This is a genomic window from Variovorax sp. CCNWLW225 (assembly GCF_037204045.1).
Classification (GTDB): Bacteria; Pseudomonadota; Gammaproteobacteria; order Burkholderiales; family Burkholderiaceae_C; genus Variovorax.
Map to the genome: position 1 here is coordinate 142079 of NZ_JBBCBV010000010.1, position 13771 is coordinate 155849.

General features: G+C 68.1%; 14 protein-coding genes. 4 read left to right on the plus strand and 10 right to left on the minus strand.

Going from position 1 to position 13771, the window contains the following annotated elements; translation table 11 throughout:
* The first annotated feature begins 2 nt into the window (after positions 1-2).
* Genes V9L20_RS17655 through V9L20_RS17665 form a run of 3 tightly spaced genes read left to right on the plus strand, consistent with a single transcriptional unit; the run spans position 3 to position 2609 of the window.
* Entirely contained in the window at positions 3-1031 is a 1029-nt protein-coding gene (locus tag V9L20_RS17655; RefSeq protein WP_337297581.1) for a chorismate transformation enzyme, FkbO/Hyg5 family, read from the plus strand.
* A 31-nt stretch (positions 1032-1062) separates the two neighbouring features.
* Entirely contained in the window at positions 1063-1866 is an 804-nt protein-coding gene (locus V9L20_RS17660) for a lysophospholipid acyltransferase family protein (protein ID WP_258506589.1), read from the plus strand.
* Positions 1833-2609, plus strand: coding sequence for a glycosyltransferase family 2 protein (locus V9L20_RS17665; RefSeq protein ID WP_337297582.1), 777 nt, complete (start codon positions 1833-1835; stop codon positions 2607-2609). The genes V9L20_RS17660 and V9L20_RS17665 overlap by 34 nt, the downstream gene beginning before the upstream one ends.
* Before the next feature lie 26 nt (positions 2610-2635).
* On the opposite strand, the gene fabG is transcribed toward V9L20_RS17665, so the two are convergent.
* From fabG to V9L20_RS17715, 10 genes are read right to left on the minus strand one after another with little or no spacing between them, the layout of a single operon-like run.
* Positions 2636-3367: a 3-oxoacyl-ACP reductase FabG gene (gene fabG, locus V9L20_RS17670; protein WP_337297583.1), complete on the minus strand. Its 732-nt coding sequence runs from the start codon at positions 3365-3367 to the stop codon at positions 2636-2638.
* Positions 3364-3837: a hydroxymyristoyl-ACP dehydratase gene (locus V9L20_RS17675; protein ID WP_337297584.1), complete on the minus strand. Its 474-nt coding sequence runs from the start codon at positions 3835-3837 to the stop codon at positions 3364-3366. Before V9L20_RS17675 ends, fabG begins: the two co-directional genes overlap by 4 nt.
* The gene (locus V9L20_RS17680; protein ID WP_337297585.1) at positions 3834-4607 is read right to left on the minus strand and encodes a class I SAM-dependent methyltransferase; all 774 of its coding nucleotides are present in this window, start codon (positions 4605-4607) and stop codon (positions 3834-3836) included. The genes V9L20_RS17675 and V9L20_RS17680 overlap by 4 nt, the downstream gene beginning before the upstream one ends.
* Positions 4604-5446 carry a polysaccharide deacetylase family protein gene (locus tag V9L20_RS17685; RefSeq protein WP_337297586.1) on the minus strand — a complete coding sequence of 281 codons (843 nt, stop codon included), beginning with the start codon at positions 5444-5446 and terminating at the stop codon, positions 4604-4606. Before V9L20_RS17685 ends, V9L20_RS17680 begins: the two co-directional genes overlap by 4 nt.
* The gene (locus V9L20_RS17690; RefSeq protein ID WP_337297587.1) at positions 5446-7842 is read right to left on the minus strand and encodes an MMPL family transporter; all 2397 of its coding nucleotides are present in this window, start codon (positions 7840-7842) and stop codon (positions 5446-5448) included. The genes V9L20_RS17685 and V9L20_RS17690 overlap by 1 nt, the downstream gene beginning before the upstream one ends.
* Positions 7839-8486 (minus strand): LolA-related protein, encoded by a 648-nt coding sequence (locus V9L20_RS17695; protein ID WP_337297588.1) that lies wholly within the window; start codon positions 8484-8486, stop codon positions 7839-7841. Before V9L20_RS17695 ends, V9L20_RS17690 begins: the two co-directional genes overlap by 4 nt.
* On the minus strand, positions 8458-9456 hold the full coding sequence (locus tag V9L20_RS17700) for an acyl-CoA synthetase (protein ID WP_258506603.1): 999 nt from the start codon (positions 9454-9456) through the stop codon (positions 8458-8460). Before V9L20_RS17700 ends, V9L20_RS17695 begins: the two co-directional genes overlap by 29 nt.
* Entirely contained in the window at positions 9456-11165 is a 1710-nt protein-coding gene (locus V9L20_RS17705) for an AMP-binding protein (protein WP_337297589.1), read from the minus strand. Before V9L20_RS17705 ends, V9L20_RS17700 begins: the two co-directional genes overlap by 1 nt.
* A gap of 13 nt (positions 11166-11178) precedes the next feature.
* Positions 11179-11823, minus strand: coding sequence for a hypothetical protein (locus V9L20_RS17710; RefSeq protein WP_126746037.1), 645 nt, complete (start codon positions 11821-11823; stop codon positions 11179-11181).
* A 3-nt stretch (positions 11824-11826) separates the two neighbouring features.
* Positions 11827-12138: a phosphopantetheine-binding protein gene (locus V9L20_RS17715; protein ID WP_055796895.1), complete on the minus strand. Its 312-nt coding sequence runs from the start codon at positions 12136-12138 to the stop codon at positions 11827-11829.
* Positions 12139-12239: 101 nt separating this feature from the next.
* Between V9L20_RS17715 and V9L20_RS17720 the strand changes: the two genes are divergently transcribed.
* Complete coding sequence (locus V9L20_RS17720; protein WP_337297590.1) at positions 12240-13751, plus strand: helicase HerA-like domain-containing protein; 1512 nt, start codon at positions 12240-12242, stop codon at positions 13749-13751.
* Positions 13752-13771 lie beyond the last annotated feature (20 nt).

The following is a 13771-nucleotide window of genomic DNA, read 5'->3' on the forward strand; positions in this document are numbered from 1 at the left end:
CCGTGCGAGTACAGGGCGAAATTTCTCATCTGCGCGTCGAGCGCCTTTCACTGTCCGACAGCCTTGCGCTGGCCGCCAACGTCACCGCGCCTTTTGCAGCGCTCGGCTACGGCACGCCGCACGGGCTGGCATGGATGCCGACGGTCAACGCGCGCGTACTTTCCGCAGAGGGCGCCATGGCCGACGTGTGGCACGTGAACGGCGGGCAGGTCCAGTCGGGCACCACGGGCATCGCCCGCTGGCGCAGCAACGGCCACTGGCTGCTCGGTGCCATCGACATCGATGAATCCGCGGAAAAACAGAACCTCGCCGAAATCGCGCACAGCGCGTACCACGATCTCTTCAAGACACTCGACGACGCCGCCACGCCGCACTTGCTGCGCATCTGGAACTACCTGCCGCAGATCAATGCCGACGGCGGCGGGCTGGAGCGATACCGCCAGTTCAACCTCGGGCGGCAAGAAGCGTTTTTCGAGGCCGGCCGCGCTGCCTTCGAAGGCGCCCCAGCGGCGTGCGCGCTGGGCATTCACCAGGGGGCGTTGTCCATCCGGTTCCTGGCCGGGCAAACGGCGCCCGTGCCGGTCGAGAATCCGCGCCAGGTTTCGGCCTACCGCTATCCCGAAACCTACGGCCCGCGCTCGCCCACCTTTTCGCGCGCCGCGCTGGCGGATGTCGGCAATGGCGACGTGGCGCTTTTCATCTCGGGCACCGCGAGCATCGTGGGCCACGAAACCGTTCACCAGGGAGACGTGCTGGAGCAAACGCGCGAAACGCTGCGCAACCTCGAGGCGGTGATCGCGGCGGCCAACAGCCAGGTCACGGCCACGTTTTCGCTCGCCATGCTCGACTGCGTGGTTTATGTGCGCCATCCGGCCGACACCGACGCGGTGCGCAGCGTGCTCGAGAACGCGCTGGGCGCCGACGCGCCGATGATCCGCCATGCGGTCTACCTGGAGGCGGACATCTGCCGCAGCGACCTGCTGGTGGAGATCGAAGCCCATGCCGTCGCCCCGGGCCGCCTGCGGGACTGACCCGTTGTTGCGATTCGACCGGACCGACGAGATGTCGATGACCCGCGTGCTGCGCATTCTCACGACCATTCCGCTCGCGTTGATGCTCTACGCGCTGCTGCTGTTCCTGGGCCTGATTTCGCTGGTCTGGAACTTCGTCGCCATGCTGCTGTATCCGGTCATGCCGGAGGCACCCGCACGCAAGCTGGGCCGCCTGACCATCGCCCTTGCCTACCGAATGTTCTGGGGCCTTGCCTCGGTGACCGGAATGATGCGCATCGATGCGAGCTGCCTCGACCCGATGCGCAGCGAGCCCGGCGTGATCTTCGTTGCCAACCACCCCACGATGCTCGATGCGCTGCTGCTGGTGGCTCGGCTGCCGCGCAGCGCCTGCATCATGAAGGCCGACCTGCTGCGCAACATCTTTCTTGGCGCGGGTGCGCGTCTTGCGCGCTACATCAGCAACGAATCGGCGCGCACCATGGTGCGCCTGGCCGTGGCAGACCTTCGCAACGGCGGGCAGCTGGTCATTTTTCCGGAAGGCACGCGCACGGTAACGCCGCCGCTCAACCCCTTCGGGCACGGCGTAACGCTGATTGCCAAGCTCGCGCAAGCCCCCATCCAGACCGTGTTCATCGAAACCGATTCGCCGTACCTCAGCAAGGGCTGGCCGCTGTGGCGCGTGCCGCCGCTGCCCATCGTCTTCAAGCTGCGGCTGGGTGAGCGGTTCGCGCCGTTGCAAGACAGCCATGTGCTGCAATCGGAGCTGGAACAATACTTTCGCCAAAACATGGAACAGCGCGCCACCGACGCGTCCCCCGCATGCCAGACGCCTCGCGCACACACCTTGTCCTGATCCCCAGCTACAACACGGGCGAGCGCCTGTTTTCGACCGTCGAAGCGGCGCGAGCCCAATGGAACCCCGTGTGGGTGGTGGTGGACGGCAGCACCGACGGCACCGGCGAACGCCTGCAGCAAATGGCTGCGCGCGACCCGGGCCTGCGGGTCTGGCTGCTGCCGCAGAACCAGGGCAAGGGCGCGGCGGTGCTGCACGGCCTGCGCGCGGCACGCGAGGCCGGCTTCACACATGCACTGACCATGGATTCCGACGGTCAGCATCCGGCCGACCTGATTCCTTCGTTCATGGCCGCATCGCAGGCGCGGCCCGAAACCATGGTGCTCGGCCGGCCGGTGTTCGACGCCTCCGCCCCGCTGCTGCGCGTGCGCGGAAGGCGCGTGTCCAACGGCTGGACGCAGCTGGAAACCCTGTTTGCCGGCGTCGGCGATTCGCTCTACGGATTTCGCGTGTACCCGGTGGCCGACCTGATCGCCGTGATGGCGCGGCAGCCGTGGATGCGCCGCTTCGACTTCGACACCGAAGCCGTCGTGCGGCTGGCCTGGCGGGGTGTCAAGCCCGTGAACATCGATGCGCCGGTGAAGTACCTGACGGCCGAGGAAGGCGGGGTTTCGCACTTTCGCTATGGGCGCGACAACGTGCTGCTGACGTGGATGCACACGCGGCTGATGGTCGAATTCGTGCTGCGGCTGCCTGGGCTTGTTTTTCGCAAGCTCCGGGGGGCGCCGCCTTTTCAGAGATAGCGCTTCGGAGGGCCCCGGCAGCAAGCTCAGATCATTCCGCCGTTGATGGAAATTACCTGCCCCGTGATGTAGGCCGCCTCGTCGCTGGCCAGGAATGAGGCCAGCGACGCCACTTCCTGCGGCGTTCCGGCGCGCTTCATCGGGACCATCTGGTTGACCATGGCGGGGTCGAAGGTTGCGTCGGCCATGGGCGAGGCGATGATGCCCGGCGCAATGGCGTTGACCGTGACGCCGCGCGACGCTACTTCGAGCGACAACGCCTTGGTCGCGCTGTTGAGCGCACCCTTGGCGGCCGCATAGTTGACCTGCCCGCGGTTGCCGGTCAGCGCCGAGACCGACGAGATATTGAGCACGCGGCCCCAGCGGGTGCGCATCATCGGCAGCAGCAGCGGCTGCGTCACGCGAAAAAAGCCGTTGAGCGAAACGTCGATCACCTTGTGCCACTGTTCGGCACGCATGCCGGGCAGCACGGCGTCGTCGTGCACGCCGGCGTTGTTGACGACGATCTGGACCGTCCCATCTTCGAGCATCCGTTCGCACGCCACACGGCAGGCTTCGTCGCTGCGCAGGTCGAAAACGTGGCATTCGGCCTTGCCGCCAGCCGCCGCAATCGTGGCTGCCAGCTGCTCCACCGCTTCGGGCCGCGAATTGGCGTGCAGAAGCACGGTGGCGCCATCGCGTGCTAGGCGCTCGGCCATGGCGGCGCCCAATGCGCCGCTGGCGCCAGTGATCAGTGCGCGTTTTCCTTCGAGGCTCATGAGGCAGTGGCTCCGGTTGCAAGCGGTGTGTTCAGCACCACCACGGCGCGGCCTTCGGCCAGCATGAGGCCGTCGCTGTCTTTCACCGCGAATTCATAAAGGATCTGGTTCGTGTCGCCCGAAAGGCGTCGCGCCTGCACCTGCAGTGCGCCGGCAACGTCGTCGAGGCGAGCAACCGAGAAGCGTACGTTGCGCGCACTCGCCAGAAAGCCGGCCGATGGCGTACTTCCTTCGGCGGCCAGCAGACCACCGTGCAGCGCCATGGTTTGCGCGGCGTATTCGATGGCGTTGGGCGCGAGCAGGCCGCCCGCCGTTCGCAGCGGGTTGTCGGGCTGTGTATGCGTGCGGGTGCTGCAATGGATGGATTCGGCGTCCCAGCGCTCGAGGCGATCGAGCAGGCACATGCTGCCGCTGTGCGGAATGCGCTGCGCAATGCCCGCACGGTCGAGCGTTTGCGGAGCCGTTGTCACGCAGAGGGCTCCAGGTCGGCCACCAGCAGCACGTTGGCAAACGGCGTGCCCTCGCTCATGGGAATGCTCTGCACACTGAAACCCAGCCGCTGCAGCACCGCGATCCAGTCGGCCAGCGGACGGCCCCAGGTGGGCGACACCTTGTGGCCGCGGATGCGCGTCACGGTGCGGTCGACCCACTGGCTGATGGCGAAACCGCGCTTGCTCGACGCATCGCCCACGCGCAGCAGCAGCCGCGCGTTCGGGTTGCCGCCGCGCCGCAGTGCATCGCGCACGCGCTGCAGAACACCGTCTTGCGCCTCGATGTTCACGTAGTGCAGCACGTCGAGAATCACGACCAGATCGCAGTCCGGCAGCGCCGCCGAGCACATGTCGGCGCAGACCAGCTTCGGCGCCGGTTGCAGATGCCCGATGGAAGCCTCGGCACGCGCCACGTCCTTGGGCATGAGCTCGATGCCCGTGTAGTCGGCCGCCGCCGGCGTGCGCTTCCATGACGCCGGCCAGCGGCCCTGTGCCTGCATCTGGCTCATCGATGCGAGCAGGCTCGCAAAAAGCCCCTGCCCGCAGCCGATGTCGACCACGCGGCGATGCTCCGGGCCGATCAAGCCGCGCTCGAGCAGCCCACGAAACACCGGGTCGCGTCCCAGCTTGCCGCGCGCAAAGTGCCAGGCAAAGCTGCCACCCTTCTTGTAGGGAATGGTGGCGGCCTCGTGCAGTTCGCGCCATGCGCTGTCGGTCGTGCCGGTTGAGGAAGGCAGCACCGCGCTCATCGCTTCAGGCCCTCGGGCAAGGTGACGGCGCTAAGGCCTTCGGCGCGCAGGCGTTCGAGCAACAAGGGCAATACCTCCAACAACACGGGATTTCCTTCAGGGGTGCGCGCGGCGTTGCCGTCGTGCAGAAGCAGGATGTCGCGCGCCTGCAGGTTGCGGGCAAGGCGCGCCATGACCTTGGCAGGGTCGCCTTCGCGCGTGTCGAAGCCGCGGCGGGTCCAGCTCACGAGCGAAAGGCCGAGGCGATGCAGCACAGGCTCGAGGAACGGATTGCGCAGGCCGGCCGGCGCACGGAAACAGGTCGGGCGGTGGCCCGTGGTTTCCGTGAGGATTTCCTGCGCCCGCGCAATCTCGCTCGCAAAGCCCCGGGGCCCGAGAAAAGAAAAATTGTGCCGGTGCCGCGCGGTGTGGTTCTGGATGCTGTGGCCGCGCGCCACGATCTCGCGCGCGAGCGCCGGGTGCGCAAGCACGCGCTCGGCAATGCAGAAGAAGGTGGCACGCTGGCCATGCGCGTCCAGCAGGTCGAGCACCCGGGGCGTGACCTCGGGCTCGGGGCCGTCGTCGATGGTGATGGCCACTTCGCGCCTGGCGCCGGCCGCCTCGGGCAAGCGCGTGACGTTAGGCCCCAGAAGACTGCTGCGCGGCGTGAGCCCCGCACCGGTGATGAGCGCATGGTTCAGCACGACGGCACCGATGGCCCAGGGCATCGCCCCCGGCACCAGCGCGCCCGCGCCGATGGCGGCCACGTGCAAGGCCGCGCTCGCGCGAATGGCCGGCGGCCAGGGCCACGATTCAGACGGTGCGGCGGATGCGGATGACATGGCTCGGGATTTTCCCATCAGCCGCGTGCGGGCGGCGGCGCCATGCGGCTCGCGAAGGCGGCCGAGAGCAGCAGCGCCAGCAAGGCACCCGGCGCGACCACGCGGCCGATTGACGACAGCGCCGGAATGTCCGAAATCGCGATCAGCCCGAACGACACCACGGTGGTCAGGTTGGCCAGCATCAGCGAGGCCAGCGTGTCCTCATCGGCCCGGCCCGCCACGCGCAGCTGGTCGAAGAACAGCGCGTAGTTGGAGCCGACCGCGACGATCAGCAGCAGCCCGACCAGGTGCAGGATGCCCAGCGGCACCTGGAGCACGGCCATGCCGCCGAGCGTGAGCACCACCGCAACGACCAGCGGCTGGCACACCGCGAGCAGGCGCTTGCCCGAACGCAGGTAGATGCCGAGCAGCACCACCACGGCCAATGCGCCGAGCAGCACCTGCACGAAGGCCTCATGCAGGTAGCGTTGATAGAGCCCGGCAAGTTCGCGGCCCACATCGACCACTTGCACTTCAGGCGCGCCCGCAAGCGCCGCCTCGAGCCGCCCCGCATCGAACTTCGGGCCCGGATGAAGAACCACCAGCGTCGACCAGCCGCCGCCCGGGCGCTGGTACATGAGCGTGTTGACGACCGAACCGAGCGGGCCGTCCTTCAAGTCGGCTCGCCGCACGGGCGCCAGCTTGCGCGCGGCTTCGACTTCGGCCAGGAAAGGACCGAGACGCGTGGCGGGCAAAGGTGAGCCTTGCGTGGCCTCGGCCAGCCGGGTTCGCAGGGTCTCGTCGTCCGGCAGGCTGGCCAGGCGCGCCGCCTGCGTTGCAACGCTCGGGAGCACGCGCGTCACGGTTTCGAAGCCGCCGAGCTCGCCCTTGTCGACCAGCGCCTCGAGCCGCGCCGCGGCTGCCTCGGTATTGCGCAGTGCGGCCTCTTCGTCGGCGCCGTAGACCACGACCAGCGTGCTGCCATCGCCGGTGCCGATGTCGGCGCGCAGCATTTCGTCGAGCTGCTGGGCCGACTTGGGCACCGGGCTCATCGCGCCGAGGTCGGCACGCCAGAGATGGCCGCCCTGCCAGATGACCAGCGCCAGCGCGGCCACGCCCAGTCCGGCCAGCACCCAGCGCAGGCGCGGCAGGCCGCGAACCAGCAGGCCGGCGCCGCGCGCCATGTACTTGCGCATGCCCATCCCGGTGGCGCCGTCCGGCGCGAGCATGGGCAACGCGTAGCGCGTGGCGAGCGCGGCGGCCACGAGCCCCGCTATCGAGAAAACGCCCAGCTGCGCGAGGCCTGGAAAGCCAGAGAACACCAGCGCCGCAAACCCGCACACCGATGTGAGCAGCCCGAGCCGCACGGTGGGCCAATGCACGTCGCGCCACCTGGCCCAGCCGGTGCCGGCCACGGCCGCGCCGCGCGCCTGAATGAGGTAGTAGATGGCGTAGTCGACCGTCTCGCCGATCAGCGTGCTGCCAAAGCCCAGCGTCATGCCGTGCACGGAGCCGAACACCACGCTCACCGCGGCAGTGCCGATGACCACGCCCGTGGCCACGGGCAGGAACGCGATGACCAGCGCGCGCGGCGACGCGAACGCCAGCAGCAGCAACCCACCCATGACGATGCCGCCCACGATTGCAAGGTGGATCGCTTCGGTCTTGATCTTGTCCCGGCTCAGCACCGAGAACACCGGCGGGCCGCTGAGCAGCAGCTTGGGCCCAGCCTCGCCCATGCCGCGCGTGGCGGCATCGAAGGCCGCATGCACGCGCGCGATGGCCGCGGCCTGTGCGTCGAGGTCGCTGCCCGCGGCGCGCGTGGTGGCAATCATGAGCGCGCGGGGCGCGGTGCGCGACATCCATACGCCGCCCTCCGTACGCGGCGCGCTGGCCGGCGCCAGGTCCACGGCAATGCGCTGCGTCTCGCCGGTGGGGTCGCGGTCGAGCAAGGGCTTGATCACGTTGCCGGCCGGCGTGCCCAGCATCGAGAGCGTCTCGTTGATTGCATCGCGCAGTCCATCAACAGTGAACTGCTCGGGCTTGACACCCGGCGAGAGCTGGTAGCGGTGATCGAAGACCCAGGTGCCGGCTTCGGTCCAGTCCCCCGTATCGCCGTTCTGGATCAGGTCGAACAGCTGGCTTTGGCGCATGGCCTTGGCCACCGCGCGGGACACCGCGGCGCGCTGCTCCACGCTGGCGCCGCCCTCGATGCCGAGCAGTAGCGTGCGCGAGGCGACGCCGCTTTGCAGTTGCTCGATGAGCACCTGCTGCCGCACGTCGGGGCTCTTGGGCAGGAAGGCCGAAAGGTCGGCGCTGAAATGCGTGCGCGCGATCTGCAGCCCGCCGCCGATCAGGACCAGCGCCCACACCAGCAGCACCAACGCGCGGCGCTGCCAGCTCGGCGGCCCTCCCCCGGTCTCGCGTGCGATCACGGCGTGGTGCGCCCGGCAGCGCCCGCTGGCGCAGAGGGAGCCGCGGGAGCGGCGCCCGCGCGCTCGGGCGTGATGTTCATCACCGAGCGGTCGCCGCCGACGAATTCCATTTCAAGGCCCAGCACTTCGCTGGCGCGGCCCGAGATGCGGATGCTGCGCATCTGCGCCGCCAGGCGGCTGTCGATGGGCGTGAGGTCGAGCGTCCAGTTGCTGGCCGACCCGCCCACGGTGCTGCGGAAATAGCGCTGCAGCGTGGTGCCGTCGCCCGTCAGCGTGCCGCGCATGGCTTCGACCAGGCCGAGCAGCTCGGGCATGCTGTCGAGCGTAAGCGTGCGGTTGCGGCCGCCGCGCGAGAGCGTGAGCGTGTTGCCTTCGACCGCCATGGTTTCGACGCGCGGCGACAAGGTGCGTCGCACCAGCTTGTCCGGCGCCTCGAAGCTCAGCGTGCCCCGCGCATCGAGCGGGCCTTCCAGGCCGTGCACGAAGCGCTGCTCGGTGAAGCGCGCCTCGCCGCTCTTCTGCTTGGAAAGAAGACCCATCAGCTCGGACAAGTCGAAAGCCCACGCGGGCGCGGCGCAGCAGGCCAGTGCCAGCAGCAGGCTCCTGCAAAGCCAGTCAAACCGAATCTTCGAGCCAGAAATCATGAAAATTGAACCAGTTGTAGGGGTAGGCGCGGCACAGCGCTTCGAGGTGCGCCACGTAGGCTTCGACCGCCGCGCGGATGCGGCGTTCCCGCTCGGCGGGGTCGGAGGCGCGTTCGCTGAAGTCGGCCAGCAGGTCAAACTGGACATCGTAGCGCGCACCGCCGCCGTACAGGCCGGCCATGAAGAACACCTTGCGCCGCAGCAGCGCCGCGAGGCGGAACGGGCCGTCGTTGAAGCTGGCCGGCTGGCCCAAAAAGGGCAGCACGATGTTGTTGCCGCGCTGCTGCGCGGGCTGGTCCTCGCTGCCCGGCAGCGTACGGTCGGCCAGCATGCCGCCAAGGCCGCCGTGGTCGAGCCAGTCGCGCAGGGCAAGCATCGAATGCGGCCGGCCCAGCGCGATCACGTGAGGCCGCGCTTCAGGGAGGCTGATCGCGTTCAGAATGGCCGTGATGCGCTGCGCGTTGTCGGGATACATCAGCATCGCGAGCCGCAACTCCTGCTTGTGCTGGCTGTGGTGCTTGCAGGCGCCCAGCGCCTCGAAGCTGCCGACGTGCGCGCCCAGCAGAAAGGCGCCCCGCCCTTGCAGCGCCTCGGTCTCCAGCGGCATGTTGCCCTTGACCTTCACGTCGAACAGATCCATGCGCCCGCGCAGGAAGTACACGCGGTCGAGCACCGTCGAGGCAAAGGCGTGCAGCAGGCGATAGCCGTCGATCCACCCCGCGCGCGGGCCAATGGCCCTGAACAGGTAGCGCTTGATGTGGCGGCGCGGCGTGGGCGCGAACAAGAGAAAGTACAGGCTGATCGGCGGCAGCAGCAGCCGCGTGATGTGGCGCCCGAAAACCAGCGCCATCATGCAGATGAAGCGCAGGGCCAGCATGTTGCTGCGCTCGGGGGCGCGCGCCCAGTCGCCGCGCTGCCCCGTCTGCGACGCCTCTTTCACGGCGTGCGTCTCGGCTTCGGTGTGCTTCATCACGCGGAGCCTGGCGCCGCGGTCCAGCGGCCGGTGACAGCCACCACGCCGTCGCAGCGCACGTCGAAACGCACGCCGCGCGCGGCGCCCGCCTCGGGTTGCAGTTCGATGGAGAGCATGCTCCCCGGCCGCACGGGCGCCAGAAACTTGGCAGCAGCAAGCGTGGGGTGCGTGCCAAGCCGGGCAACCAGTGCCGGCACCCGCTGCACTGCTTCCATGACCTCGGCCAGTATCAGCGCCCCAGGCAGCAGCGGCTGACCGGGAAAGTGGCCCGCGAACGCCGGGTGATCAACGGGCACCGCATGGGCAAACTCCACCGGGGTGTCGTCTCCCGCAAGCTGCGCAAGCGCGAATTCGCGCAGCGCGCGCACGGTGAGCTTGCCGGTGCCTTCGCGCGGAAAAGCCTTGACCTGCACCACACGCCGCGGAACGAACACCGGCTCGAGCCGCTGCCGCAGCGCCGTGATGATTTCGCCGGCCGAGAGCGTGGGCGCCACCACGAAAGCCACGGGACGCACCACACCGTCGGCCACTTCGTCGGGAAGCCAGAACGCGCCGTCTTCAACGCCCGCAATGCTGTTGAGGTGATAGTTCAGATGCGCGAGCGAACTGCGCCGCCCCGCCACGTGAATCAGGTCGTTGGCCCGGCCGAACAACCGGAAGCGGCGCGCATCGAGAAGTTCGAGCACGTCGGCCATGGGCGTGGGCTCGGGCAGGAAGTCGCCGCTGAAAATGAAGCGCTCGGGTCCGTCGCCCTCGCCCGGTTCGGCATGCACGCGAATGTTGCCGAAGTTCTCCCAGACCTCGCTTTGCGTGGTGCGGCGGGTGGCGACCTGGCCGGACTCGGTGCTGCCGTAGATTTCGATCAGCACGCCGCCGAGCGCCTGCTCGGCCTGGGCCGCCAGCTGCGGCGATAGCGGCGCGGTAGCCGAAAGAATCAGGTCGACAGGCGGCAGCTCGATGCCCGAGAGCAGCAGCGTCTTCAAGTGGAAAGGTGTGGTGACCAACGCACGCGGGCGCGGCACCGAGGCCAGCGTTTTCACCACATCGGCCGGAAAGAACGGCCGTCCGCTTTCGAATGCGGCGCCGCCCAGCATGGCCAGCAGCACCGACGATTCGAGTCCGTAGCTGTGCTGAACCGGCACGGTCGCAACCAGCGTCAGGCCGGCAAGCGATGGCCGCCCGAGCAGGCTGGCGAGCCGCTCCACCGCCACGGCCACATCGCCCACCAGTGTTTCCCACCGCTTGGCGTGCGGCTGGGGCACGCCGGTCGAGCCGGAGGTCAGCAGGCTCACGGCGTGCATGCCGCCGTCGACGGCCGGCACCTCGAGCCCGGCGCCGCCTTCGGGGCTGGACCGGTCTTCGATCAGCACGCGCGGCATGCCGGGGGTGGCCAGGCCGACATCGTCGGTCAGCGCGAAGAGATTCGACCCACCGGAGTCGAGCAGCCGCGCGAGCGTGTCGGGCCGGGCGTCGGGCGGCAAGAGGCTTGCATGGCCGCGCACCAGCGCAGCGGCCAGGCTGACGGCAAAGGCGTAGCGGTCGACGCACAGGTTGACGGCCTTGCCCTCTGCGGGGAGCACCGGCGCGAACCGGGCCACGTCGGCCAGGAACTGGCGCGTGCTCACCGGCACGCCGGCGCGCCAGGCCAGGGGCGCGCCGAGGTCCCGGTTGGTGATGAGCGGCAGCAGGCGGGTTTCGGCGGTCACGCAGGGCCCTGCTCTACCGGCTGCCGGTGCCGTTGTCGATGGGCGATGTTCCCTGGAAGGCGCGCACCGCATCAATGAGCCGCGTGCGCTCGAATTCGGGGTGCAGCCGGTAGCGCACCAGGTGCTCGCCCACGAAAAGCAGGGTCACCGAAAGCGGGGTCAGCACATTGGCCAGCAGCGACCAGGCCGAAAAAGGCAGGCTCAGGTACACCACGATCGACGAGACGACCACGAGCGCGAAATACGCGGTCCAGATGCGGGTGAGCTGCGTGGTGTAGGCCAGCATATGGCCCTTGAGCGGATGCACGCGCTGGGCAAACTGGGTGATCAGCGGCAGGCCGGGCCCGCGCAGCGAAGCGCCGAACCAGCCGCACAGCAGGCCGTTGATGGCCACGTGCTGGAACACATAGAGCCGATTGGTATCGCCCGCCTCACCCAGGAACACGAGCGCAAAGCCCGCTATGCCGAGCAGCATGGCGGCAATGAAGCCCCAACGGCCGAGCTTGCTGGCGGCAAAACCCATGGCTGCCAGCCAGAGCGGGCCGAGCAAGACCACCACCGCCCACGGCTCGGTGGGGTGGAACAGCATCATCCAGTGAGAGAGGCCGGCATAGGCCACTCCCACCAGCAGCAGGAGCGCCAGTCGCCATCGAGACATGGATCAGGAGGCGCTGCGGTGCTGGGCGACGTGGGTCGCGAGCGTGCGCAGCGACTGGAAGATCTGTTGGTTGCGCTCGTCGTCCGAACGCAACTGGAAGCCGTAGCGCCGGGACACCTCGAGTGCAACTTCGAGGATGTCGATGGAATCGAGGCCCAGGCCTTCGCCGTAGAGCGGGTCGGTCGGCACGATGTCTTCGGGAGCGACTTCCAGATTGAGCGCGTTCACGAGCAAGACGGCCAACTCTTTTTCAATCGGCGACTGTTCAGGTGAATCGCCAACGGCGGGAATGGGGGGCTGAGCAGTCGATGACAAAAAAACCTCCTGAAACTTTTTCCGTAACTACCTCGGGGGCCGTGGATTATAGGAGCGCCGCTTGATTAGACTGCCCGCTTCGATACGACCCGGAGCCCTCAATGGCCGACCCTCTCCTGATAGCACGCCACGACACCACCGAGTGCGCCCTGCTGCCCAGCCTGGCCAACCGCCACGGCCTGATCACCGGCGCCACCGGCACCGGCAAGACGGTCACCCTGCAAACCATCGCTGAAAAGCTCTCTAGCATCGGCGTTCCGGTGTTCATGGCCGACGTCAAGGGCGACCTGACCGGCATGAGCCAGAAAGGCAGCATCGGCGAGAAGATGGCGGCCACGCTGAAGGAACGCGGCATCGACCTGCCCGAACCGGCCGCCTGCCCCGTTACGCTGTGGGACGTGTTCGGTGAACAAGGCCACCCGGTACGGGCCACGGTTTCCGACATGGGCCCGCTGCTCCTGGGCCGCATGCTCGACGTGAACGAAACCCAGGCCGGCGTGCTGAACCTGGTGTTCAAGATTGCCGACGACAACGGCCTGCTGCTGCTCGACCTGAAGGACCTGCGCGCCATGCTGCAGTACGTGGGCGAGAACGGGAGCCAGTTCACCACCGAATACGGCAACATCAGCGCGGCCAGCGTGGGCGCCATCCAGCGCGGCCTGCTGCAGATCGAAACCCAGGGCGGCGACAAGTTCTTCGGCGAGCCGATGCTCAACATTGCCGACTTCATGCAAACCGTGGGCGGCAAGGGCGTGGTCAATATCCTGGCCGCGGACAAGCTCATGAACTCGCCGCGGCTCTACGCCACGTTCCTGCTCTGGATGCTGTCTGAACTGTTCGAACAGCTGCCCGAAATCGGCGACCCGGACCAACCCAAGCTGGCCTTCTTCTTCGACGAGGCCCATCTGCTGTTCAACGAAGCGCCCAAGGCGCTGGTCGAACGCATCGAGTTGGTGGTGCGGCTCGTGCGCTCCAAGGGCGTGGGCGTTTATTTCGTGACGCAGAACCCGCTCGACATTCCGGATTCGGTGCTGGCCCAATTGGGCAACCGCGTCCAGCATGCGCTGCGCGCCTTCACCCCGCGCGACCAGAAGGCAGTGAAAGCCACGGCCACCACCATGCGCCAGAAGCCGGGCCTGGACATCGAAACCGCCATCACCGAACTTGCGGTGGGCGAGGCGCTGGTGAGTTTTCTCGACGCCAAGGGGCGTCCGAGCGTGACGGAACGCGTGTTCGTGGTGCCGCCGGGCAGCCAGATCGGCCCTGTCACTGCCGAACAACGCCAGGCCGTGATCGCCAATTCGCTTGTCGCCGGCGTGTACGAAAAGACGGTGGACCGTGAATCGGCCTACGAAAAACTCAAGGGCCGCGCCGAGACCGCGCCAGATGCACCGGCGGCCAAGCCGGGTGCCAAGGGTGCGGCGGAATCTTCCGAGGGCGGCGGCAGCATGCTGAACGACCTGCTCTTCGGCAGCACCGGCCCGCGCGGCGGCAAGCGTGACGGCCTGGTGCAGACCATGGCCAAGTCGGCGGTGCGCACCATGGGCACTTCGGTCGGCAAGGAAATCCTGCGCGGCGTTCTGGGCGGCATCTTCGGGGCCAAGAAGCGCTGAGGCCGGGCCCCGCCCGGCCG

Coding starts and splice junctions, on each gene's coding strand:
- V9L20_RS17660 (WP_258506589.1), top strand. CDS start 1,063: ATGTCGATGACCCGCGTGCTGCGCATTCTCACGACCATTCCGCTCGCG.
- V9L20_RS17665 (WP_337297582.1), top strand. CDS start 1,833: ATGCCAGACGCCTCGCGCACACACCTTGTCCTGATCCCCAGCTACAAC.
- fabG (WP_337297583.1), bottom strand. CDS start 3,367: ATGAGCCTCGAAGGAAAACGCGCACTGATCACTGGCGCCAGCGGCGCA.
- V9L20_RS17680 (WP_337297585.1), bottom strand. CDS start 4,607: ATGAGCGCGGTGCTGCCTTCCTCAACCGGCACGACCGACAGCGCATGG.
- V9L20_RS17685 (WP_337297586.1), bottom strand. CDS start 5,446: ATGGGAAAATCCCGAGCCATGTCATCCGCATCCGCCGCACCGTCTGAA.
- V9L20_RS17695 (WP_337297588.1), bottom strand. CDS start 8,486: ATGATTTCTGGCTCGAAGATTCGGTTTGACTGGCTTTGCAGGAGCCTG.
- V9L20_RS17700 (WP_258506603.1), bottom strand. CDS start 9,456: ATGAAGCACACCGAAGCCGAGACGCACGCCGTGAAAGAGGCGTCGCAG.
- V9L20_RS17710 (WP_126746037.1), bottom strand. CDS start 11,823: ATGTCTCGATGGCGACTGGCGCTCCTGCTGCTGGTGGGAGTGGCCTAT.
- V9L20_RS17720 (WP_337297590.1), top strand. CDS start 12,240: ATGGCCGACCCTCTCCTGATAGCACGCCACGACACCACCGAGTGCGCC.